Below are 21904 nucleotides of genomic sequence, written 5' to 3' on the forward strand. Positions count from 1 at the left end.
CCGTCCCCTCAGGTCCAGCAACTATCTATTGCTATGCGATGTGATTGATGGCGTTGACTATCAGGATGCGTCACCAGAGGCTTCTGTGGCGAGCAGTTTGCGGGTGACATCCACCGCATTCCGGCTCGAGGCGGCGTCGTGGACCCTGACCGCCCAGGCTCCCCTCTCGGCCGCAAGTGCGGAGATCGCCGCGGTCGCGGCGTCCCTCTCCGACGGCGGAGGAACCTGCTGGCCGTTCCCTCCCGGCTTGCCGATGCTTTCTTCACGCGACCGAGCCATCAGGGTGCCGATGAACCTCTTCCGAGAAGCCGCGATCAGAACAGGGTGTCCCATATCGGTGAACCTGCCCATGCCCGCCAGCAGGTCCCAGTCCTGGTCTCCGGCCTTGGCGAAACCGAGTCCCGGATCGAGGATCAGTTGTTCACGCATGACGCCACGGTCCAGGAACCTTCCGCGCCACTCGAGCAATTCCGCCCGCACATCCTCGACGGTGTCCTCGTAGACGGCCCGACGGTCCATTGACCGGGAGTCCCCTCGGGCGTGGGTCAAAATATACGGAACGCCGGTATCACGAACCAGATCGATCATGTCGTCCGCGACCCGTTCGCCCGAGACGTCGTTGATGATGTGCGCCCCGGCCTCGACCGCGAGACGCGCGGTCTCAACGTGCATCGTGTCCACCGACATCACAACGCCGCGCGCAGCCAGTTCCCGGATGACCGGCAGAACCCTCTCCTGTTCGGTGGGGACCGCAACGGGGTCGGCTCCGGGTCTGGTGGACTCGCCCCCGACGTCGATGATGTCCGCGCCCGCGAGCACCAGGTCCAGCGCGTGTCTCACGGCTCCGGATCTGTCGGCATGCTGCCCACCGTCGGAGAACGAATCGGGTGTGACATTGAGGATCCCCATGACCAGGGTCCGTCCGCCAGGCAGGTTCTCGAACGATCCCCAACCGCGCACGGATTCTTGCTCCGGGGAGAGTTCGAGCTCGCCACCGCGGGATCCGGACGTGGACGAGGACGCGGTCACCGGCTCTTGCCTCCCATGATGAGGCCCATGGCCTCGGAGCGGGTGGCGGTATCCCGCATCTGTCCGCGCACGGCGGAGGTCACGGTCTTCGCACCGGGTTTCTGGACGCCACGCATCGACATGCACATGTGCTCGCCCTCGATGACCACCATCGCACCCGCTGGTTCGAGGGAATCCTCGATGGCTTCGACGATTTGGGTCGTGAGGCGTTCCTGGACCTGTGGTCTCTTCGCGTAGAGGTCCACCAGACGCGCGAATTTGGACAGCCCCGTCACATGCCCGCTGGCTCCGGGAATGTACGCCACGTGCGCCAAGCCGTAGAAGGGCACCAGATGGTGTTCACACATCGAGAAGAAGTCGATGTCCTTGACCAGAACCATCTCCGAGTGGTCGATGTCGAAGGTGGTCGCCAACAGCTCGGTGGGATCCGTGCCCAGGCCGGAAAACATCTCGGCGTAGGACCGCGCAACCCGCGCCGGAGTATCTTTCAGACCATCCCTGTCCGGGTTCTCGCCGATCGCGGCCAAGATCTCGCGGACGGCGGCTTCGATGCGGGGCTGATCCATGACTACGCCTGGTCGCCCGAGGTGCCGTCGTCGGGTTTCGGACGTCCCGCAGGGCCCTGGCCGGGTTCGTCGGAACCGGGCTCGCCCGGTCCCGGCTGGGGACCGTTTTCGGGCGGGACGGCGCCGGAAGAATTCTCCGGAACTTCGAGGGGATGCTCCGGCTTCGCCGCGACGGCCTGGTCCTGGGGTGCCATGGTCTCGGGATCCTCGGCGCCGGCTTCGGCTGCCTCTTCCTTCTCGGCGGGAGTCGTGATGGGAGGCATGCTCGAGACGGGGCGCGTCTCCTTGGAGAGCCAGACGTCGCGCAACGGGCGCTTGCGCACGTCCTTGAAGATTTCGGCGATCTCGCGCTCGTTCAGGGTTTCCCTGTCCAGCAGTTCGAAAGCGAGACGGTCCAGGACGTCGCGATTCTCCGTCAGGATTTCGTAGGCCTCGTCGTGCGCGCTGTCGATCAGGGTGCGGACCTCGGCATCGATCTTGGCAGCGAGTTCATCCGAGTACTCGGGTCCGCTGGAGCCGGCGTCGCGTCCCATGAAGGGCTCCGAATTCCCTGAGCCCAGCTTGACCGACCCGATCACGGAACTCATGCCGTATTCGGTGACCATCTTGCGGGCGGTCCCGGTCGCCTTGTCGATGTCGTTGGCCGCGCCCGTGGACGGGTCATGGAACACGATTTCCTCCGCGGCCCGGCCGCCCAGAGCGTAAGCGAGCTGGTCGAGGAGCTCATTCCTGGTGGTCGAGTACTTGTCGTCGACCGGCATGACCATGGTGTATCCCAGCGCGCGACCGCGCGGGAGGATGGTGATCTTGGTGACCGGATCGGTGTTGCGCAGAGCCGCGGCCACGAGCGCGTGCCCGCCTTCGTGGTACGCGGTGATCTTGCGTTCGAGCTCCTTCATGAGGCGGGAACGCCTCTGCGGTCCGGCGATGACGCGGTCGATCGCCTCGTCCAGTGCCCGGTCGTCGATGATCTGCGCGTTGGAACGCGCCGTCAGGAGCGCGGCCTCGTTCATGACGTTGGCCAGGTCCGCACCTGTGAAGCCGGGGGTCCGCTTGGCGACGGCGCCCATGTCCACGTCATCGGCCAGACGCTTGCCCTGCGCGTGGACCTCGAGGATCTGCTTGCGTCCCTTCAGGTCCGGCGCGTCCACGCCGATCTGACGGTCGAAACGTCCGGGACGCAGAAGGGCGGGGTCCAGGACATCGGGACGGTTGGTGGCAGCGATGAGAATGATGTTGGTGTTCTCGTCAAAACCGTCCATCTCAACGAGAAGCTGGTTGAGGGTCTGCTCGCGCTCGTCGTTGCCGCCACCCATGCCAGCGCCGCGCTGACGTCCGACGGCATCGATCTCGTCGACGAAGATGATGGCGGCGTCGTTCTGCTTGGCCTGCTCGAAGAGGTCACGCACGCGCGAGGCGCCCACGCCAACGAACATTTCGACGAAATCCGACCCCGAGATCGAGTAGAACGGAACGCCGGCCTCGCCGGCAACCGCCTTCGCGAGCAAGGTCTTGCCCGTACCTGGGGGGCCGTAGAGCAGCACGCCCTTGGGGATCTTGGCCCCGACAGACGTGAATCGGGTGGGATCGGTCAGGAATTCTTTGACCTCGTGCAGTTCCTCGACCGCCTCGTCCGCGCCGGCCACGTCGGCGAACTTGACCTGCGAGTTCTCCTTGTTGAACTTCTTGGCCTTCGACTTGCCGAAGTTCATGATCTGGCCTCCGCCACCTCCCATGCGGGAGAGGAGGAACCAGAAGATCAGCATGACCACCAAGAAGGGCACGATGAAGCCCAGCATCGAGGTGAACCAGTTGTTCTGGACGGGCTGGTCCGTGTACCCCTTCAGGCCGGCATCGTCCATGGCTTTGACGACGTCGCCCGATCGGGGTTCGACGTAGTAGAACTCGACCTTCTTGCCCAGGTCGCGATCGCCCTCGTGGTAATTGTCCTTGAGCGAGAGCTCGACCTTCTGGTCGCCGTCGTAGATCTTGGCCTCATCGACCTTGTCGTCCTTGAGCAGCTCCATCCCCACGTTCGTGTCCACGCGGTTCGTGGAGGAGGACGTGGATACGAAGATCACGGGAAGCAGCACCAGAAGCGCCAGGAAGATCCAGAAATACGGCCCCTTGAGGATCCTGTCCTTGAGCGGCTTCTTCTGGTTGCTGTTTTGCTGAGCCAAGCTAATTTTCCTCCGCGTGAAACGATCACGGTCGAGTTTGAATCCTCGCAATAGGGTACAGCCGTGAGCTGAAGAGCGTCCGCTCTTCACCTCACAGCGGACATTCGCCGAGGATCATGGGAAATCCCTCAGGATTCCCTAGGAATACACGTGCGGTGCCAAGGTTCCGATGCAATCCAGGTTGCGGTACTGCTCAGCAAAATCGAGACCGTAGCCGACCACGAATTCGGGATCGATGTCCCATCCGACGTACTTGACGGGGACCTCGGTCTTCACGGAAGACGGCTTGCGCAGCAGGGCGCAGATCTCCACCGAATTCGCGCCCCGCGATTCGAGGTTGGACTTGAGCCAGGACAACGTGAGGCCGGAATCGATGATGTCCTCGACGATCAGGACGTCACGCCCATGAAGGTCCGTGTCCAGGTCCTTGAGGATGCGAACCACGCCGGAGGACTTCGTGCCCGACCCGTAGGAAGAGACCGCCATCCAGTCCATCGTGTAATGCGCGTGCAGAGCACGGGACAGGTCGGCCATGACCATCACGGCGCCCTTCAGAACACCAACCAGGAGGACCTCCCTGTCCTCGTAGTCCTTGTCCACCTGGGCCGCGAGTTCGGCGATCTTCTCCTGGATCTCTTCCTTGGTGAAGAGAACATGCTTCAGATCTTCCTTGACGTCCTGTGAATCCACTGCTGTCTCCTGCTCGAGTCGCTGAAATCTTGGGGGCCGCTCGCGCCGGGCGCGGAATACCGAGGAGCGCGACGACTCATGGCAACTCTACCCGTGACGCGACCGGGGCACGTCACGGGGTCGTGCCAGCCCCATGAGTCGAGGCATTCACGCGGATCCGGCCTTCCTCCACGGCTCGGGTGAGGACCAATGCGCCCTCCGGTCCATCAGGCCTCTCCCCCTCGCGCTCGGACACGAGCGGACGACGTCGCCAGGCGGCCACGTGTCCCGCCAACTGGATCGGGCCCGCGTTGCCGTGCCCGGCGACCAATTCTTCGATCGCGGTCAGCCGTTCGAAACTGGGCGCCTCTCCCCCGGCGTCGACGATGGCACGAGCCAGGACGCGACGACGCATCGCGGGATGTGCCGCCCTCAGCCGTGGCAGGGACAATGCCGCAACGACCGCGGTGTCCTCTCCCCGAGGTACGGAGTGGTAGTCGGACGGATCCGTCGCGGCCTCCCGGGCGACGTCGTTGGCGCACTGCTCGAGGAAATCCGCGTCGCCACCGAGAATCGCTGCCGTCCGCGCGAGTGCCTGCGGAATCCCCGGCCCAATCCTCTCGTCGAGGAAAGGCAGAACCTCGTGGCGAACGCGGTTCCGACGGAATGCGGTCTGGTCGTTCGTCGGGTCGTGCCACGCCGTGAGACCTTCGGCCTCGCAGATCGCGAGCGTATCCGCACGCCGGAGGGCGAGAAGCGGTCGGATCACCAGGGTCGGTGCCTCGGGTTCCCGCTGAGGTGTCGCCCCGCCAGCAGGCCGCGGGCCGGCGTCGCCCCGCGCCTCCTCCAGAATGCGGGCTTCCGGCATCCCGGAGAGGGAACGGGTACCGGACCCACGGGCCAGGCCCAGCACCACGGTCTCTGCTTGATCGTCGAGTGTGTGGCCGAGGAGCACGGCTCGGGCCGCCTCCTCCCGAGCGACCCGGCCCAGGGCCTCATAGCGAGCCGTGCGGGCGGCCATTTCCGGGCCCATCCCACGCCTCTCGACCTGCGCCCGGACCGTACGAACCGGGGCAAGGCCCAGTTCTTCGCATTCCCGCGCGGCACGCTCGGTCTGTTCAGCGCTGCCTTCCTGGAGCGCGTGGTCCACGACCACGGCGCCGACCCGCAGATCACCCCGGCGTGCGAAATGTGCGGCGATCGAGGCCAGGGCCAAGGAATCCGGCCCCCCGCTGCAGGCGACCAGTACCAGCGGGCGCTCCGTGTTCTCGCCCCGGATCCCCTGCGTTCGACCGGTGGGGGCGGCGCGGAAGCCCCGCACATGACGTTCGAGCACCTCCGCAAAACTTCTGCGGGCGGATCCGACGGACGGATGAAGCCGACCGGCACGCCCCGACTGCGCCACTAGCGCGCCCTTTCCGGGCGGTCGTCCTCCGTGGTGTCGGCCGGACGGTTCGACGCCGCCCGACCATCCAGCACCCGGTCGATCCAGAGCCCCGGATTGTGGATCTCGAGTTCGCTGGGCAGGTTGTCCGGTCCCTCCCAGATCCTGTTGAACTGCGCCATGCCGCGCTCGTCGACCACGTGGCGCACGAAGCGCTGGCCGTCCCGATACTGGCGCATCTTGATGTCCATGCCCAAGGCTTTGCGGATCATGGTGTCGAACGCTCCCCTGTTGCGTCCTCGGGTTTCGAATCGGCGGCGAATGGTCTTGACCGTGGGCACGATCTCGGCGTCGACGGCGTCCATCACGACGTTCGCGTGCCCCTCCATCAGGCTCATGATCCCGGTCAGCCGCGAGAACACCGCAGCGGACTCCTCGTCCAGCAGGGCCGTCATGCGGTTCTTCGGAACGGGGTTGAGCTCCGCGCCCGCGTCGATCGTCGCCTCGCCGTCGGCCGCCGTGCTAGCGGCAGGAGCTTCGCCCTTCTTCCGGGCGCTGCGCACGGCCTCGGCCGCGCCGTCGATGAGCCGGTCGACCATTTCCTTGCCTCCGCCCGATACGGATTCGGGCAACCTGGACATCAAGTCGATCATGTGCCCGCGCAACCACGGTGCGGCGGCGAACTGTACGCGGTGAGTCTGCTCGTGGAGGCACACCCACAAGCGGAAGTCCTCCGGCTCGAGGTTGAGCTCTCTCTCGATCATGACGATGTTCGGCGCGACCAGCAGCAGCCTGCCGCCCGGTGCACCGAAACCGCCCAGCGCGGCGAACGGGTCGTACTGTCCGAGAACCTTGCTCGAGAGGAAGGACAGGACGCCGCCGAGCTCGACGGCCGTGCCCATTTCCGCGACCTTGCGGTCGACCGACCCCATGTCATCGAATTTCTCTTGCAAGCCGGCCCGCACCAACTCGTTGAGAATATGGGAGAAGGTCTGCGCGTTGGCTCGCGACCAGCCCGCCCGATCCACCACCAGGACCTGCGAGTCGTGGAGGTTCTCGGCCGCGTCCAGCTGGGTAATCCGATGCACATGGTCCACGGAGGCGGTCGCGTTGTACCTCACCGATTCGACGACGCGGCTGGCCTCCCGGGCGGAGAGCCTGGGGCCTGCCGGTGTCACACGTGCCGCGGCCGAAGCGGAAGCCTTCCAACTGATGATGTTCTCCGTCATGATCCCCACCATGCCACACGAGGCCGAAAGCGACCTCAGAGTTCGGAGAGAGCCGCGACCGAAGCGTCCAGGGTGTTCGTGGCGGCCTTGGCGTCAGTTACGTCGTTGACCACGAAGGAGTACGCGAGAAGCCTCCCCTGCGACGTCGTGGTGTAGCCCGTCAGGGAATTGACCTTCAGCAGCGTGCCCGTCTTGGCGCGCGCATTGCCCTGGGCCGCCTTGGCGTCGTCGGCCTCGAAACGGGCGGCCAGCGTGCCCGTGCCGCCGGCCACGGGCAATGTCTCAGCGAGGTCCGACGTCGCGGTCTTGGATTGGGTCGCGTTCGCGATGAGCTGGGACAGAGTGATCGGCGTGACGCGGTTGTCCGCCGAGAGACCGCTCGAATCCTTCTGCGTCAGCCCGTCCGTGGAGATCCCGGCGGCCTCCAGAGTTTCCTTGACCGTCCGGATCGCACCTTCGGTCGATCCGTCGTTGCCTGCCGCGACGGCCGCGTTGCGACCGAGGACCTCGGCCAGGACGTTGTCGGAATTCTCCATCATGTATTTGGCCTGTTCCAGAACGGTCGCGGATTCGACCGACCCGAGCTTGCGGTCCTTGCCCTGGTCACCAGAGGCAGTCGACCCGGACCCGGCCGTGAAGCTGATCCCCTGGTCGGTGCCCAGATCGTTGAGGGCCTTCACATATTCGTTCAGGGCTTCCTGGCCGGCATTGTCCGGACGATGGGAGACGTCCTCCCCGTCCGAAGGTCGTTGCGTGTGGTGGTCCCACAAGGCGATCGGCGAGATACCCGTGACGTACCCGGCGTCGATATCGGCCGAGTCCCATGCCGGGTTGGTCGCTTCTCCCGAGTACATGGACGCGTCCAGATTCACCGGCAGTTCCCCGGAGACCCCCTGCTGTTTGAGCCGGTCCACGGTCTGTTGGGCGAGGGTGCGCATGCCGGCGTGCCCCAGAACGGAGTTCTCGTCCGATTCACCGTCGGAGATCATGGTGTCGCCGCCCGCCACCAGATTCACCGACTTGGAGTCCTGGGACAGATAGGAGTTTGTTTCGTACCTCGAGTTCGGGTCCGCGTGGCTCAGCAGCGTGAATTGCGTCAGGAGTTTCAGGTTCGAAGCCGGTGTGACCGGATGCGCGGCATCGTCCGAGTACAGGACGTCCCCACTCGAGACATCGACCACCTGGGAGGCCATGGTGCCGCCTCCGTTGAGCTTTCCGGCTGCCGCCCCCAAGGGTCCAGCGAGATCCGCCGGGGCGGGGCGCGCGGCGTCGTCGGGCAGGTTCTTGACCGGGTTCTCTGCCGAGGACGCCGAGTCCATGACGTTGGGCTGGTCCGCCCCGGTCAACATTCCCCACTGTCCTGCGGCCGTCGGTACGAGCCAAGCGCCCACGCCCAAGCAGCCAGCCGCCAGGATGCCCGTGGCGACCCACCATCCGCGGCTCTTCTGCCGGCCGGACTTCTCGGGCTTGTCGGAGTTCTTCGACCGCTCGGGCGGCTTGGGCTGGCGCGTGCTCATCGGGTCTCCTCGAGAGGTGGGGGCTGGTCTCCGACCGGGTACGGACCGGCCGAAACCGTTGAGGTTCGTTCACGAGTTTAGGCGCAATTCCCTCGGCGAGGTTTTCCCAAATGCGCGCGTAGGGCGATAGATTGAGAGGCAGAAAGGCCGTTGGTACGCCAAACGGCCATAGAGTCAGGAAATCTACAACCAGCCAGTGTGCAGGAGATTCGTTCATGGAACTTGATGTCACGATCGAGATCCCCCAGGGGTCCCGCGTAAAGTACGAGATCGACCACGAGACCGGGCGTCTCCGCCTGGACCGCGTCCTCTACACGTCCATGCAGTACCCCACGCACTACGGGTACTTCGAGGACACTCTCGGCGAGGACGGCGACCCCCTCGATGCGATGGTCGTGATGGACTACGACATCATTCCGGGCGTCATCGTCGAGGCCCGTCCGATCGGCGTCTTCAACATGACCGACGAAGCCGGCGGCGATGCCAAGGTTCTCTGTGTCCCGAGCGACAAGCGTTTCGACAGCATCGAGAGCCTGGACGACATCGAGGACTACAAGAAGGACGAGATCAAGCACTTCTTCGAACGCTACAAGGATCTCGAACCCGGTAAGTGGGTCAAGGGTGAAGGCTGGGATTCCAAGGAGGAAGCCGAGCGCCTGATCCAGGAAGCCGCCGATCGGTTCAAGAACTCCTAGTTCGGCTTCCTCGGCGGAGGCCTCACCTCTCTCAGCGACGGGCGACGCCGCGAACTCACTGTTCGCGGCGTCGCCCGTTTTGGTGCGGTTGTGGCGTATGGGGCGCGCGGTTGGGGTTCGTCTCGCCGACCCGCGTGGGTGGCGGCGTGCGGTTGTGTGTGGGGGGGGGCGTTCGGCTGTGTGGGTCGCGGCGTGCGGCGGCCGAGGCGCCCAGGAGGCCCGTAGCGTGGCGGTTGCCCAAATCGGTGGCCTTTTCCGTCGTTAGGTGGCGGTTTAGACGCCACCTAACGACGGAAAAGGCCCCTCCATCGGGTAACCCCCACCCAACGGCAGCTCGCTACGGACCCACAGAGCTACGACGCGGCCGGCAAACCCCACTCCATCGGGCAACCGCCACCCAACGACACCGCGCAGTGGGCGCGCAGGGTTGCGAAAGCGTCACCAATCCCTTCGAGGTGGCAATCCCGTGCGTTCTCGACCCGTGTCCGACCGCGAGGTGGCAGATTCGTGCAGTTTTGACCGTCGAAAGCGCACGAAACTGCCACCTCGGGCTCCGAGCGTGCACGAAACTGCTACCTCGCGACCACCTCGGCGGCAGCTCCAGCGGGCCGACCCGCGCCACGGGGCACTGCCCCCCCCCTATTTCCCCAAGTACTCCAGCGCGGCGAGCACCTGGGCGCGGGTTCCCGTCTCGAGCGTCGGGTGGATGACCGGGTAGAAGAACGGGGAGTGGTTGGCCGGGATGTCTTCCCGAAGGCGGCCGTTGCGCACGGCGTCGTCGTACTTTTCCTGGTCGGCTCCGCCGAAGAACCAGTAGCAGTAAGGCACCCCGAATGCGTTCGGAAGTTCGCTGAAGTCCTCGGAGGCGGTTGCGGGCGCGCCCGGTTGGAGGACATCGGCTTCGAAGCCGGTGCTGAAGGCGCGGCTGATCCGGTCGGTGACGTCGGCGTCGTTGTCGGTGAGGGGGAACTGGTCGTAGTACTCGAATTCGGGGTCGTCCTGCGCGCCAGCCGCCTCGGACTCGCCGCGCACGATGCGCTCGATCGAGGCGATGACCCGGTTCCGCACGTCGGGATCGTAGGTGCGCACGTTGAGGCGCAATTCGGCACGGTCGGGAATCACGTTCGCCTGTGTGCCCGCGGTCAGGGACCCCACGGTCACGACCGCGAACTCGCCCGGCTCGACTTCCCGAGAAACGATGGTCTGCAACTTCAGGACCACGCTCGAGGCGATTACCACCGGGTCCACGGACAGGTGAGGCATCGACCCGTGGGAACCCCGACCGTGGATCGTGATGTGCACCGAGTCCGCCATGGACAGCATGGGACCCGCGTGGGTGAAGACGTGACCACTAGGCTTCGGCATGACGTGTTGACCCAGGACCACCTCGGGGTGCGGGACCTTATTCACCAGGCCGTCGTCGATCATGGCCGAGGCACCCTTGGACTTCTCTTCCGCGGGCTGGAACAGCGCGATGTAGGTGCCGGCCCAGGCATTCTTGTTCTGCACCAGAATCCGTACCGCACCCATGAGCGCTGCCACGTGCATGTCGTGGCCGCACGCGTGCATGACCCCCTCGTTCTCCGAGGCATAGTCCAGCCCCGTCCTTTCCGTGACGGGGAGTGCATCGATATCGGCCCTGGCCATGATGGTGGGGCCTTCGCCGTTCTCTATGACCGCGACGACGCCGGTCCCACCGATCGATGTCGTCTCGAGCCCGAGGTCCTTCAGCTCCTGGTGGATTCGCTCCGAGGTTCGGTGTTCCTGGAGTCCGAGTTCCGGCCTGCGGTGCAGGTCCTTGTACAACTCCTCCTGCCAGTCCAACTGGTCGGAGAGGTTCCGAAAGACGTCGCTGGTTCCCATGGTTGTCCTTTCACCTCGTGTGACTCCCCATCGGCGTCGATCGGGAGGAGGCGGCCAGACTCATCCGGCCAAGGCCGCCCTGTATCCATCCTCCGCCTCTTGCCCGAACGGGACCAGCACCACGGTGCGTATGGTGTCGCCGACTTGCTCTTCCATCGAACGGATCGTCTCGACGGCGATTCTGGTCGCGTCATCCATCGGCCATCCGTACACGCCGGCCGAGATGGTGGGAAATGCGATGGTTTCGACGTCGAGTTCGGCCGCGGCCTGGAGCGAGGCCCGGTAGCAGGACGCCAAGACAGGAGCTTTCTCCTGATACTTCTCGGGTGTCTTGGCGTACGTGGGCCCTACGGTGTGGACGACCCACTGCGCAGGCAACTCTCCCGCCGTCGTCACGACCGCCTGGCCGGCGGGAAGGCCGTCCGGCAAGTCGGTCTCACGAATTTTCTTGCACTCGTCCAGGATCGAGGGGCCACCGGCACGATGGATCGCACCGTCGACGCCGCCACCACCCATGAGGGAGGAATTGGCCGCATTCACGATGGCTTGGGTTTCGACCGCGGTGATGTCGCCTGGGCGTATTTCGATGTCCATGCCACCAGCCTAGGGGCAACTCGCCATCAGCGGGATGGGCTGTGGACAAGTGATGGAATCCCCGTTCCGGCCGAGACGGAGACGTCGATCGACGCAGTGCTACCCCACCGGCGACCAACGCTCGAGCCGAGGGGCAGAGCACAGCGCGAGCTGAGACTCCGTACTTGCTCACGCGTCTGCCGCCTCGGCCGCGATCGGAGACATCTGCCGGTGTCTACTCGGGTGTGACGTACGCTCCGGACAAACCGCCATCGACCAGGAACGTGTTGGCTGTGATGAAGGATGAATCATCCGACGCCAGGAAGGCGACGGCAGCGGCCGTTCCTCGCCTATCGGACCGTGGTCGAGTCCGGTGCCGCTCGCCTCGCGGCCGAGGCCGACCTGCAGGCGCCCCAGAGAAGAGGGCTACGACGTGCACTGGACGCGGCGTCGGCGGCCACGCCAGAAGAGTATCGACACCTCGAAGGTACGGAGACATTGCTGCGGAGCTTCCTGAATCTCAGTTCGTAGGGCCGCATCTGAGCTCGAGCGCGGAGGGTGAGCCCGACATCTGTCCCGGCGGTCCTCCGCTATCCCCGAAAGCGCCCCCGGAGGGCGCCTACCATGCCCTGGGCCATGCCCCGACCCGACCGCATCGAGCGGTACGCGGCATAGCGGGGGACGGAGACGGGAAGATCCCAGGTCCCGGCGAACTCGACGTCGCGACCCCCGAAAGACCTCTTGAATTGGGTAAAGCCCGCCCACGGGTGATTGGGCGAATCCGTCGGTGCGATGCCGAAGAGATCCGCGGTTTTCGCGCCGCGTTCGGCAGCGTCCAGGACGGCCTGAGCAATCAGCGGCTGATTGGGGCGGAGCTTCTTGAATTCGGGCCTCATGCCCGCGTGAGCGAAGATCCTGGTGCTCGCCGAGTCGTAGACGAAGGCAGAAGCGACAACCTGTCCTTCGTACCGCGTCAGGTACACACGGCCCGAGCCGCATGTCAGCAGCGTACGTGCCACTGTGCGGAGATAGTCGGCATCGTGCGCCACGAATCCCTTGCGCTCGGCGCTCTCCTGGTTCAGGGCAATCAGCTCCTCGACGTCGGCCGGATCCCGACTCGACTCGATGCTCAGCCCTTTGTCCTGGTGACGCCGCCAGAGATTCCGGTTCGTGCTCGTCATTCCGGCCAGCAGCGCTTCGGGTCCCTGGGTCAGGTCCAGCCACCTGGAACGACGCGGCTGGATGTCGCGTGGGGCCTCACGGGCTCCCAGCTCCAGCAGCTCTGACCGAAGACCCGGAGCCCGCATCTGTTCTGACCCGTCGGAAACCATGGGCTCGATACGCACCCATGCGACCTTCGCCTTCTTGGCGGCCTCACCCAAGCTGGTCAGTGCGGCTTCGAGAGCCACGACGTCGTTCGCGACCGGACCGTACGGGAGGTACCAGATCCGCCCCAACGTATTGCTCTCCTCGATCACCAACGCCGACCACCCGGGTCCGCGAAACCGGTGGGTCCTGCGCCCCAACGCGGTTTGGACGCGACCCCAATCGCGGCTTTGCAGAACGGTGTGCGGGCCTGCCATCTGACTGATCCGGCCCGCGATCGGGACAGACCCCGCGGACCCCGCGGACCCGGCGGACCCGACGGACCCGGCATGCCCGGACCAGGCTGAGGAGGGGAGGAACGGAGACGGGTGCGTCCCGAATTCGGCGCGTCCGTCCGGGCGGTTCAGTAGTGACATCGGTGTGGTCCCTCTTCCGATCGTGAGCGATGGCGGAGAACCAGGGGCAACAGACGAACCGCCTCGTTGCTGGTTCTCTCTGCAAAGAGTTCGGAACCAACCCGACGTTCGGATTCATACGGGAAGGAAAAACTTCAGACCGCCAGGACCCTGCGCGCGAAGTCGACCAAATAGTCATTGAGACTCGTGGCCGCCCGCTCTCCCTCTTGGGCATCCTCCCGGACGATGGCGGTGAGCATCGCCCGGTGGAGGGCCGCACCGGCGGTCACCTCTGACTGGTCGGTCACGTGCGAAGTCCAGAATCTGCGCGACAGATTCTGCAACTGAACCATGGCGTCGTGAAGGTACTCGTTATGGGCCGCACGGAGAATCAGCCCGTGGGTCTGGCGGACGGTCTCGGAGTAATCGGACAGGCTAAAGTTCTCCGCCCCAAGGGTTTCCGCGAGATGGCGCATCTCGTCGCGCTCCCCGGGTGTGGCCCGCTCGCATGCCAAACGAGTCGCCCACGGATCCAGGACCCTGCGCATCTCGAGGATCCGCAGTTCCGACTCAACGCTGATTTCCGGGATGAGGATGCCCCGACTGGGATGGATCTCCACCATCCGCTCTCGCGCCAGCCGATGGACCGCCTCACGAACCGGCGTACGGCCCAGTCCCGTCCACTCCATGAAATCGGCCTCCGACACGAAGGTGAGCGGCTCGATCTCCCCGTGAATGATCATGCGCTCTATGTGCACATAGGCAGTGTCCGTGAGCGTGGGTCCGGAGCGCGTGCGGACGGGACGGTTCATGCTGGTCCTCTCTGACGGGGTCGTACAGAAATCTTGGCACACCGCTGGAATATACAGCCGATATATCGGTAGAGTGGCGGCCATGAATGGTGTCAGGGCTCACAATGACACCGAAAGCAAGGAGAATGACATGTCCACTCCAACGGTCGGACCGAAAACCATGGAACTCCGGTCCATTGACTGGATCCCGCCGCGGGAACGTCACGGCTCCCCGGTCTCTTTCTTCTTCCTCTGGTTCGCGGCGAACAGCTCAATCACGGCTCTGGTGACCGGCGGCCTCTTCGTTCTGCTGGGCAATTCGGCCCTGTGGTCCATCCCCGCCATCGTCATCGGCAACCTGATCGGCGGCTTCATCACGGCGCTCCACTCCGCCCAGGGGCCTCAGCTCGGCGTCCCCCAGATGATCCAGAGTCGCGCCCAGTTCGGCTACTACGGGGCGATCCTTCCCCTGGTCTTGGCCCTGATCATCTATATCGGTTTCTACGCGACCGGCCTGGTACTCGGCGGACAGGCACTCGCGACCCTGCTCCACATCAGCGTCAAGGCAGGTGCGGTGATCTTCGCGCTGTTCTCGACCGTCCTGGCCATCGCCGGGTACAAGTGGATCCACAAGTTTTCGCACGCGGCGTCGGTCCTGAGCGGGGTCGTCTTCGTGATTCTCCTGGTCATTATTCTGGGCGGCCCGATGCGTCACCAGATCACCGCGGACACCAGTTTTGCCTTGGCCCCGTTCATCCTGGGTATCTCGCTCTCGGCGTCGTGGCAGCTGACCTTCGGTCCTTACATCGCCGACTACAGCCGGTACCTCCCCGAGACGACGTCCCAGCGGTCCACGATCGGGTGGACCTTTGCGGGGAGCTTCATCGGGGCAACCCTGGCCATGATCGTCGGAGCCTTCGCCGCACAGATCGGCGGGGATGCATTCAGCGACCACCAGGTCGGATTCCTCTCGGGGCTGGCGGGCACCTTCTTCTGGCTCGTGCTGCTGGCCGTCGTCGTCGGCAAACTGACGGGCAACACGCTGAGCTCGTACGGCGGGTTCATGTCTTTGGCGACGATCGTCACGGCGGTGGCCCGGCACGAGGTCATCAAACCCCGCGCACGCACGATCTACGTGCTCATCATCTCCGCCTTTGCGGTAGTGATCGCGCTCCTGGCATCGGACAATTTCGTCGCCGTGTTCACCGACTTCCTGATGTTCCTGCTGTACTTCATGACGCCGTGGTCTGCGATCAACCTGGTCGACTACTACCTCATTCGACATAAGAAATACGACGTCGACGCCCTATTCCAGCGCAATGGCCCCTATGGCACGGTCAACAAGGGGGCCTTCGTGGCCTACTTCGCCGCCGTACTGATCCAGATCCCGTTCATGAACAGCTCCCTCTACGTCGGCCCCATCGCCCATCTGTTCGGGGGTGCCGAGATCGCGTGGATTATCGGTCTCGTGGTCGCCGGCGGCATCTACCTGGTCATAGCCAAGAATTCGGCGGCCGGTCGTGACTCCACTGCTGACGATCGTTCCGCAAACCACCAGCAAGAAAGGAATGCACTGTGAAATACGATCCCAACGAGGTCGAACGCCCGCTCTCACACTCCCCCTTCAAGGCTCTGACTGTGCCTCGCCCCATCGGTTGGCTCTCGAGCGTCAGCGAGGACGGTGTCGAAAACATCGCCCCGTACAGCCAGTGGCAGAACCTGACCTTCGACCCGCCGATGGTCATGTTCGCGGCCAACCAGTACCCGGACGGGCGACGCAAGGACACTGTTGTCAACGCCGAGAAGGCCGGGTGGTTCGTGTGGAACATGGCGACCTGGGATCTGCGCGAATCGGTCAACATCTCAGCCATGGCGCTGCCGCCTGGTGAGAACGAGTTCGACCGCCTCGACGTCACCAAGCAGACCGCGGACCTCTCCCCCGCCCCGATGGTCGCGGAAAGCCCTTTCCACTACGAGTGCAAGTACCTCACCACGCATCGCCTGCCCGGCAAGTCCAATGTGGGGACCATCGACGTCGTCTACGCGACCGTCGAGCGAATCCACCTCAACGAGAAGTACCTGACCGATGATGGCCGCGTGGACATCACCACGGTGCAGCCCATCGCCCGGATGGGGTACTTCGACTACACCGTGGTGACAGACACCTTCGAGATGCGCGTTCCCGGCGCCGACGCCGACGCGCAGGCCGGCCTGGGCGGCAACCCTCAGTAGGAAGTGTCTAGAGGTTCCAGTGGGTCGGTCGCCCCGCCACAAATGTGGCGGCGACCGACATCCCTGCCAGGGTGCGCGCGGCGTCGTCACTCGTGGCCCCGGCGAACGGATCCGAGTCGAGCAACAGCACGTCCGCGACGTCACCGGAACGAATCCGGTCGACGCCGTCCGTCGAGGCCAAGAACGCTTCCCTCGAGGTGATCGCCTCCTCCTGGTGCCACGGCGGCCGCTCGTCGCCCGAACGATGGACCGCGGCCGCCATGGCCAACCACGGGTCCAGAGGAGCCACGGGCGCGTCAGACCCCATGGCCAGCCGGACGCCCCGATCCAGCATCGTGCGGAAGGCGAAGATGCGGTCGGCTCGATCCGGCCACAAAAGGTCCATGGCGTCCCGGTCGTCGAGGAGGTGAGCGGGTTGCACGCTGGCTGTAACCCCCAACCGGGCCATACGGTCCAGGTCGTCCGGCCGAACCACCTGCGCGTGCTCGACCGAGCCTCGAGCGCCCACGGATCCGAAGGCATCCAGGGCCAGACCGACGGCGGCGTCCCCCAGAGCGTGGAGTGCGACGGCGAGATCCCGTTGGTGAGCGAGGTCGAGCAATCTGGCCAGCTCTTCCGGCGGCACGTTCTGCACGCCTCGGGGATGGTCCAGATCTTCGGCCCCGACATAGGGCTCGCAGCAGTGAGCGGTCCTGGTTCCCAGCGACCCGTCGGAAATGATCTTGAGCGGACCCATCCGGATGAGACCTGACTCGTCCAGCGCGTCCCCGCTTGCGAGTCCGCGGTCCAGGACGTCGTCCAGGAGTTCCGGGTAGACACCGGTCCGAACCCTGAGCAGTGGTTCGCTCTGTCTGGAACGACTCACCCATGCGTCGTGATTGGCCGCGAATTCCAGATCGACTATGCCGACGACGCCGCGGGCCGCCGCGGCCCGCGCGGCGTCGCGAACGGCCGCTTCGGGATCCGGCGCCAACGGTTCGAGCTTCGCGAAGAGCGGGAACCAGTCGTCCTCGCTGAAGATCCCATCCCGCGGAGGGACACCGAGCAGAGTCATCGCCGCCGAGTTGAGCCACCCGTTGTGCATGTCGCCGCTGACCAGAACCACGGGTCGGTTCCCGGTCACGGCGTCGAGCTCGGTCACGGTCGGCTGCCGCTGCCACGCCGAGGCACGATACCCGAAGCCGAAGAACACGGTGTCTCCGCCGTCCTCCTTGAGCGCTTCGCCGACGGCCTGGGTCACTGCTGCGGGCGACGGCGTCGCCGACAGGTCAAGCCGCGACCTGGCCTGGGCCCACTGGTCGAAGTGGACGTGCGCGTCCCAGAGGCCGGGAACGAGCCACCGGCCGTCGGCATCCACGAGGTGATCCTCAGGTCCTGGCTCGAGACCGTTTCCCCATTCGATGCGGCCCTGAGCGATGCGCGCGTCGAGGACGTCGCCGCCGAAGGGGTCTCTCACGGCACGGAGGAAGAACGAATCCATGACTCCCTTCTACCCCAGTCGCTGATCCGCCGCCTCACGACCTCCCGGATACCGCCGGAATATGACGTCGGGGTGTTTCGGGGCGGAGTGAGTGGAGTGCTGGCTCGTCTCGGTGAAGTGGTGGGGACGCACGGGGCCGCCTCGGGGACGAGGTGGCAGTCCCGTGCGAGACGACGCCGCGAGCCGCACGGACGCCGCTGGGTGGGGACCTTCGTGGCCGCCATCGGGGTTTGGGCGCGGACTCCTGTCGCAGTCACACGTCGTCGAGTCGGGAAACCACCACCGGGTCGGGTAACCGCCGGCTCGAAACCCGTCACCCGCCGCTCACCCCACCAACCGAGCTGGCCAGACGCGCGGCGGAGTCGATGACACCGCCACGCCGTCTGCCCCGTCACGCCGTCGCGGCAGCCGATTCCGCCGCGGAATTCTCATCCGCCATACGAGCGACGAGGTCTTTGGGAACGCCGAAGAAGTAGGTCAGCAGGAACCCTGCCACGTAGGAGATGAGCAGCCCCACGGCGTAGACCCCGAGGGCAGCGCCCAGGCCGTGGTTGCCTGCGGCCAGCGGGAAAAGTGCCCAACCGCTGGGTCCGATTGCGGTGGAACCGGTCGCGAACCCGAGCTGGTTGAAGATGCCGATGAATCCGCCGCCGAACGCGCCTCCGATGCACGCGGTGATGAACGGGCGGCCCATAGGCAGGGTCACGCCGTAGATCAGCGGCTCTCCGACACCGAGAATTCCGGCGGGCAACGCCGACTTGATCGTGTTGCGCAGGGCCCGGTTGCGGATGCGCAGGTAGACCGCGGCGGTCGCGCCCACCTGTCCGCCACCCGCCATCGCCAGGATCGGCAGAAGGATCGTGTAACCGGCCTGCGCGATCAGCGTGGTGTGGATCGGGATGAGTGCCTGGTGCAGTCCCAGCATCACGAGCGGCAGGAAGAGTCCGGCCAAGACAAACCCCGCAAGTCCGCCGCTGGTCCCGAGCAACCAGGTGGCACCAGTTCCAATACCGGTCGAGATCCAGCCGGCGAGCGTCATGAGCGGGAAGAGGGTCAACGCTCCGGCGACGAGGACAGTCACGGTCGGGACGATCAGCATCGCGAGCGATTCAGGGGCCCACTTCCGGGCCCATCGCTCCACATAGGCCGCGAGGATGGCAGCCAGCAGCGCGCCGATCACACCACCCTGGCCGGGCTCGAGGCTGGCACCGAGAATCGACACCTTGGACACGCCGGCGAAGGGGATGATGGCCGCGACCGCGCCGCCGAGCACTGGCGTCCCGCCAAATTCCTTCGCGGCGTTCATGCCCACGAAGACCGCGATCAGGGTCATGAACCCACTGGAGATCGCGGTCAGGACCGGGACCACCCCGGCCGCCCACGGCCACGCCCCATTCGCGACGAAGTTCTGGAGCACGCCGCTGATGCCGGCGACGATTCCGCAGGCAATCAGCGCGGGAATCAGCGGGAGAAAGATGTTGGCTATCCGACCCAGGAATGCACGGATGGGAGAAGACTTGCGCTCCGACTGGGAACGTTTCATCTGCGCGCCGAGGGCTTGGAGGTCTTCGGGCGACCCAGGGGCCTCACCCTCGGCACCTGTTCCGGCGCCCGTACCGTTGCCTCCGGACGAGGCGCCAGCCTCGCCGGAGGACCCGAGGCCGGCCGCACTGCCCGCGTCACCCCTTCCATTCCCCGCGGGTTCCGATTCGGCGTCCCGCAAGCGGGCCTCGATGTCGCGGGCGACGGTGTCCACGACGCCGGGCCCCAGGACCACCTGCATGGTCGGCCCCGGAACGACGCCGAGAACCGCGTCAATCCCGCGCAGGGCGTCGACGTCTACCGCCGATTCGTTGTGGACCGGAATCCTCAGGCGGGTGATGCAATTCTCCACACCGTTGATGTTTGACGCACCGCCGAGGCCAGCGATGACGTCCTGGGATGTCTTGTTCTGATCGGACATGGCCGACTCCTTTGTGGGTTGCGTTCGTTTCTCCGCCCCGACCGGCGGGGTACCGGTGGCGGGACCGCCAGGCTGCCGGCGGGGTCGCATGGTTCAGTTGTGGGGTCGGACCAGGCGTTCCAAGGCGGTTCGGAGGACGCCGGAGTCGCGCTCGAGCTCTTCGCGGGCGCGCTCGGCGTCGACGTCGGCGAGAATCGTCAGAATCGCGACCTTGGCGCTTCCGCCGGCCGCGCTGACGGCTTTCTCGATGACGTCCGGCTCTGCCCCGGTGACCGCGCCCACGATGCGCTGGACCCGTTCTCTCAGCTTGGCGTTGGTGGACTGCACATCGACCATGAGGTTTCCGTAGGTCTTGCCGAGGCGCACCATGCTCATCGTTGAAATCATGTTGAGCACCAGCTTCTGGGCGGTTCCGGCCTTCAGCCGTGTCGATCCGGCCACGAGCTCCGGACCGACCACGACCTCGATGGGGTGCACCGCGACGGCCGCAAGACGCGAACCCGTGTTGCACACCATCGCTCCCGTCGTGGCACCACGCCGCCCCGCCTCCTCGACCGCGCCAACGGCGTAGGGGGTCCTGCCCGAGGCCGAAACCCCGACGAGGGTATCCAGCGGACCGATGTCCAGGTCGATCACGGCCTGGGCGCCAGCGGCGGCATCGTCCTCCGCTCCTTCCACGGCGGAGACCAGGGCTCGTTCGCCGCCGGCAATGAGACCGACGACCTCCCCCGGGCCTGTGTTGAACGTGGGCGGGCACTCGGACGCGTCCAGGACACCGAGCCTCCCGGCCGTCCCGGCACCCGCATAGACCAGACGCCCGCCGGCACGGAGCCCGGGCACGGCCTGGTCGACGAGTCGGGCAATGTCCTCGACGCTGCGTCCCACGGATTCGGGGACCGTGGAGTCCGTCCGGTTCATGAGCCTAGCCAGGTCCGCGGTCGGCATCCTGTCGATCTGTGAGTACTGTTCGTCCACTGCCTCGGTGGTGGGCACGTCCGTTGTCATGATTTCTCCGATGCTGGGGTGGGGGTTTGGGCGGTTCGGGGCAGTCGCTTGAAGGCCAGAGCTTCATGGGAGCGCGCGATCGCGGTCCTGGCTTCGTCCTCGCGCAACTGGAAGACCATGGTGAACAAAGCGTCGACCACGAACAGCTGTCCCGAACGGGAGGTCATCGCACCCAGTCGAAGACCGTTCTCGCGAGTCGCAACGCTGACGAGGACATGATCGGCCGTCCCCAACGGTGAGCGCGGGCGCGTCGTAATGGCCACGGTGCGGGCACCGGCACGTGCGGCGAGGGAGAGAGGGTCGACGACGTCCCGCGTGCGCCCCGACGCGGAAATTCCGATGAACACATCCTGGTCCGTCAGCAGGACGGCGAACGTGAGCGCGTCATGGGCGTCCGACGCTGTGTGGACCTGGATCCCTATGCGCCCAAGTTTCGCCGCGAGGTCTCGCGCGACCAGGCCGGACGCTCCGACGCCGACGACGAGCACCCGCCTGGCCCCTGCCACGGCTCCGGCCACCTCACGGACGGCGTGCGCGTCCAGTGTCTCTTCCGTCCGCGCGATCGTCTCGCGGTCGCTGGAAGCGAGCTTTGCTATGACAACCTCCGGGAGATCCTCGGCGGAGATCCCAGCGGGGTACGAGCGGTCGCCCCCGTCCGACCCTTGTGCACGGCCGATCGAAGTGGCCAAACGTGTGCGCAGCTCGCGGAAACCCGAGCACCCGACGGCGCGGGCCAAGCGAATGACTGACGCGTCGCTGGTCCGACTCTCCTTCGCGAGATCCGCCAGTGTCATCGGCACGGTGCGCGCCGGCTCCTCGAGGATGAAGCGGGCCACCCGGGCGGGCCCCGGGCTCAACGTGCCCTCCGCAGCTCTCAAGGATCCGAGGATATCGGCCTCCTCGCCGCCTTCGAAGTTTTTCTCCACTTTGGTGTTCACAACTCGAAGTTTTCCTTCATATGTGAGCCATGTCAAGAACTACGACTTGGCGTAGTTTTAAGTTCTGCA

The 21904-nt window shown here is 65.5% G+C and carries 18 protein-coding genes and 1 pseudogene; 3 read left to right on the top strand and 16 right to left on the bottom strand.

Features of this window, described 5'->3' with window-relative positions:
* Window positions 1–60 precede the first annotated feature (60 nt).
* The 7 genes from folP to dacB all read right to left on the bottom strand — a co-directional run bounded on the left by folP (window position 61) and on the right by dacB (window position 8574).
* Window positions 61–1029, bottom strand: coding sequence for a dihydropteroate synthase (folP, locus tag AB0Y14_RS10595; RefSeq protein WP_436589229.1), 969 nt, complete (start codon window positions 1027–1029; stop codon window positions 61–63).
* Window positions 1026–1595 carry a GTP cyclohydrolase I FolE gene (folE, locus tag AB0Y14_RS10600; RefSeq protein ID WP_436589230.1) on the bottom strand — a complete coding sequence of 190 codons (570 nt, stop codon included), beginning with the start codon at window positions 1593–1595 and terminating at the stop codon, window positions 1026–1028. Before folE ends, folP begins: the two co-directional genes overlap by 4 nt.
* Window positions 1596–1597: 2 nt before the next feature.
* Complete coding sequence (ftsH, locus tag AB0Y14_RS10605) at window positions 1598–3775, bottom strand: ATP-dependent zinc metalloprotease FtsH (protein WP_436589231.1); 2178 nt, start codon at window positions 3773–3775, stop codon at window positions 1598–1600.
* A gap of 138 nt (window positions 3776–3913) precedes the next feature.
* The gene (hpt, locus tag AB0Y14_RS10610) at window positions 3914–4465 is read right to left on the bottom strand and encodes a hypoxanthine phosphoribosyltransferase (protein ID WP_436589232.1); all 552 of its coding nucleotides are present in this window, start codon (window positions 4463–4465) and stop codon (window positions 3914–3916) included.
* A 112-nt stretch (window positions 4466–4577) separates the two neighbouring features.
* Complete coding sequence (gene tilS / locus AB0Y14_RS10615) at window positions 4578–5780, bottom strand: tRNA lysidine(34) synthetase TilS (protein ID WP_436589233.1); 1203 nt, start codon at window positions 5778–5780, stop codon at window positions 4578–4580.
* 68 nt (window positions 5781–5848) lie between these two features.
* Window positions 5849–7057, bottom strand: a complete 1209-nt coding sequence (locus AB0Y14_RS10620) for a zinc-dependent metalloprotease (protein WP_436589234.1) — start codon at window positions 7055–7057, stop codon at window positions 5849–5851.
* Between the two features lie 35 nt (window positions 7058–7092).
* Window positions 7093–8574 (bottom strand): D-alanyl-D-alanine carboxypeptidase/D-alanyl-D-alanine endopeptidase, encoded by a 1482-nt coding sequence (gene dacB / locus AB0Y14_RS10625; protein ID WP_436589235.1) that lies wholly within the window; start codon window positions 8572–8574, stop codon window positions 7093–7095.
* 215 nt (window positions 8575–8789) lie between these two features.
* Between dacB and ppa the strand changes: the two genes are divergently transcribed.
* Entirely contained in the window at window positions 8790–9269 is a 480-nt protein-coding gene (ppa, locus tag AB0Y14_RS10630) for an inorganic diphosphatase (RefSeq protein WP_436589236.1), read from the top strand.
* A gap of 639 nt (window positions 9270–9908) precedes the next feature.
* On the opposite strand, the gene AB0Y14_RS10635 is transcribed toward ppa, so the two are convergent.
* The 5 genes and pseudogenes from AB0Y14_RS10635 to AB0Y14_RS10655 all read right to left on the bottom strand — a co-directional run bounded on the left by AB0Y14_RS10635 (window position 9909) and on the right by AB0Y14_RS10655 (window position 14238).
* Window positions 9909–11132 carry a M20 family metallopeptidase gene (locus AB0Y14_RS10635; RefSeq protein ID WP_436589237.1) on the bottom strand — a complete coding sequence of 408 codons (1224 nt, stop codon included), beginning with the start codon at window positions 11130–11132 and terminating at the stop codon, window positions 9909–9911.
* Between the two features lie 60 nt (window positions 11133–11192).
* Window positions 11193–11726 carry an O-acetyl-ADP-ribose deacetylase gene (locus tag AB0Y14_RS10640; protein WP_436589238.1) on the bottom strand — a complete coding sequence of 178 codons (534 nt, stop codon included), beginning with the start codon at window positions 11724–11726 and terminating at the stop codon, window positions 11193–11195.
* Window positions 11727–11940: 214 nt separating this feature from the next.
* A pseudogene (locus AB0Y14_RS10645) lies at window positions 11941–12045 on the bottom strand (SDR family oxidoreductase); the annotation flags it as partial.
* Between the two features lie 250 nt (window positions 12046–12295).
* Window positions 12296–13447, bottom strand: coding sequence for a lipid II:glycine glycyltransferase FemX (locus AB0Y14_RS10650; RefSeq protein ID WP_436589239.1), 1152 nt, complete (start codon window positions 13445–13447; stop codon window positions 12296–12298).
* A 134-nt stretch (window positions 13448–13581) separates the two neighbouring features.
* On the bottom strand, window positions 13582–14238 hold the full coding sequence (locus AB0Y14_RS10655; RefSeq protein WP_436589240.1) for a GntR family transcriptional regulator: 657 nt from the start codon (window positions 14236–14238) through the stop codon (window positions 13582–13584).
* A 130-nt stretch (window positions 14239–14368) separates the two neighbouring features.
* Here AB0Y14_RS10655 and AB0Y14_RS10660 point away from each other — a divergent pair, with 130 nt between their 5' ends.
* Window positions 14369–15796, top strand: a complete 1428-nt coding sequence (locus AB0Y14_RS10660) for a purine-cytosine permease family protein (protein ID WP_436589241.1) — start codon at window positions 14369–14371, stop codon at window positions 15794–15796.
* A complete protein-coding gene (locus tag AB0Y14_RS10665; RefSeq protein ID WP_436589242.1) occupies window positions 15793–16449 on the top strand; it encodes a flavin reductase family protein in 657 nt (218 codons plus the stop codon). The genes AB0Y14_RS10660 and AB0Y14_RS10665 overlap by 4 nt, the downstream gene beginning before the upstream one ends.
* 7 nt (window positions 16450–16456) lie before the next feature.
* On the opposite strand, the gene AB0Y14_RS10670 is transcribed toward AB0Y14_RS10665, so the two are convergent.
* The 4 genes from AB0Y14_RS10670 to AB0Y14_RS10685 all read right to left on the bottom strand — a co-directional run bounded on the left by AB0Y14_RS10670 (window position 16457) and on the right by AB0Y14_RS10685 (window position 21835).
* A complete protein-coding gene (locus tag AB0Y14_RS10670; protein WP_436589243.1) occupies window positions 16457–17929 on the bottom strand; it encodes an amidohydrolase family protein in 1473 nt (490 codons plus the stop codon).
* A gap of 391 nt (window positions 17930–18320) precedes the next feature.
* Window positions 18321–19892, bottom strand: coding sequence for a PTS transporter subunit EIIC (locus AB0Y14_RS10675; RefSeq protein WP_436589244.1), 1572 nt, complete (start codon window positions 19890–19892; stop codon window positions 18321–18323).
* A 93-nt stretch (window positions 19893–19985) separates the two neighbouring features.
* Window positions 19986–20897: an N-acetylmuramic acid 6-phosphate etherase gene (gene murQ, locus AB0Y14_RS10680; RefSeq protein ID WP_436589245.1), complete on the bottom strand. Its 912-nt coding sequence runs from the start codon at window positions 20895–20897 to the stop codon at window positions 19986–19988.
* Entirely contained in the window at window positions 20894–21835 is a 942-nt protein-coding gene (locus AB0Y14_RS10685) for a MurR/RpiR family transcriptional regulator (protein WP_436589246.1), read from the bottom strand. Before AB0Y14_RS10685 ends, murQ begins: the two co-directional genes overlap by 4 nt.
* Between the last annotated feature and the right edge of the window lie 69 nt (window positions 21836–21904).

The sequence above is a fragment of the Rothia sp. HC945 genome, from assembly GCF_051370785.1.
In the GTDB taxonomy this organism is placed as follows: domain Bacteria; phylum Actinomycetota; class Actinomycetes; order Actinomycetales; family Micrococcaceae; genus Rothia.

Bases quoted from the DNA above. Each gene is read 5' to 3' on its own strand.
- folE (WP_436589230.1), bottom strand. From the start codon at position 1,595: ATGGATCAGCCCCGCATCGAAGCCGCCGTCCGCGAGATCTTGGCCGCG.
- AB0Y14_RS10620 (WP_436589234.1), bottom strand. From the start codon at position 7,057: ATGACGGAGAACATCATCAGTTGGAAGGCTTCCGCTTCGGCCGCGGCA.
- dacB (WP_436589235.1), bottom strand. From the start codon at position 8,574: ATGAGCACGCGCCAGCCCAAGCCGCCCGAGCGGTCGAAGAACTCCGAC.
- ppa (WP_436589236.1), top strand. From the start codon at position 8,790: ATGGAACTTGATGTCACGATCGAGATCCCCCAGGGGTCCCGCGTAAAG.
- AB0Y14_RS10635 (WP_436589237.1), bottom strand. From the start codon at position 11,132: ATGGGAACCAGCGACGTCTTTCGGAACCTCTCCGACCAGTTGGACTGG.
- AB0Y14_RS10640 (WP_436589238.1), bottom strand. From the start codon at position 11,726: ATGGACATCGAAATACGCCCAGGCGACATCACCGCGGTCGAAACCCAA.
- AB0Y14_RS10650 (WP_436589239.1), bottom strand. From the start codon at position 13,447: ATGTCACTACTGAACCGCCCGGACGGACGCGCCGAATTCGGGACGCAC.
- AB0Y14_RS10655 (WP_436589240.1), bottom strand. From the start codon at position 14,238: ATGAACCGTCCCGTCCGCACGCGCTCCGGACCCACGCTCACGGACACT.
- AB0Y14_RS10660 (WP_436589241.1), top strand. From the start codon at position 14,369: ATGTCCACTCCAACGGTCGGACCGAAAACCATGGAACTCCGGTCCATT.
- AB0Y14_RS10670 (WP_436589243.1), bottom strand. From the start codon at position 17,929: ATGGATTCGTTCTTCCTCCGTGCCGTGAGAGACCCCTTCGGCGGCGAC.
- AB0Y14_RS10675 (WP_436589244.1), bottom strand. From the start codon at position 19,892: ATGTCCGATCAGAACAAGACATCCCAGGACGTCATCGCTGGCCTCGGC.
- murQ (WP_436589245.1), bottom strand. From the start codon at position 20,897: ATGACAACGGACGTGCCCACCACCGAGGCAGTGGACGAACAGTACTCA.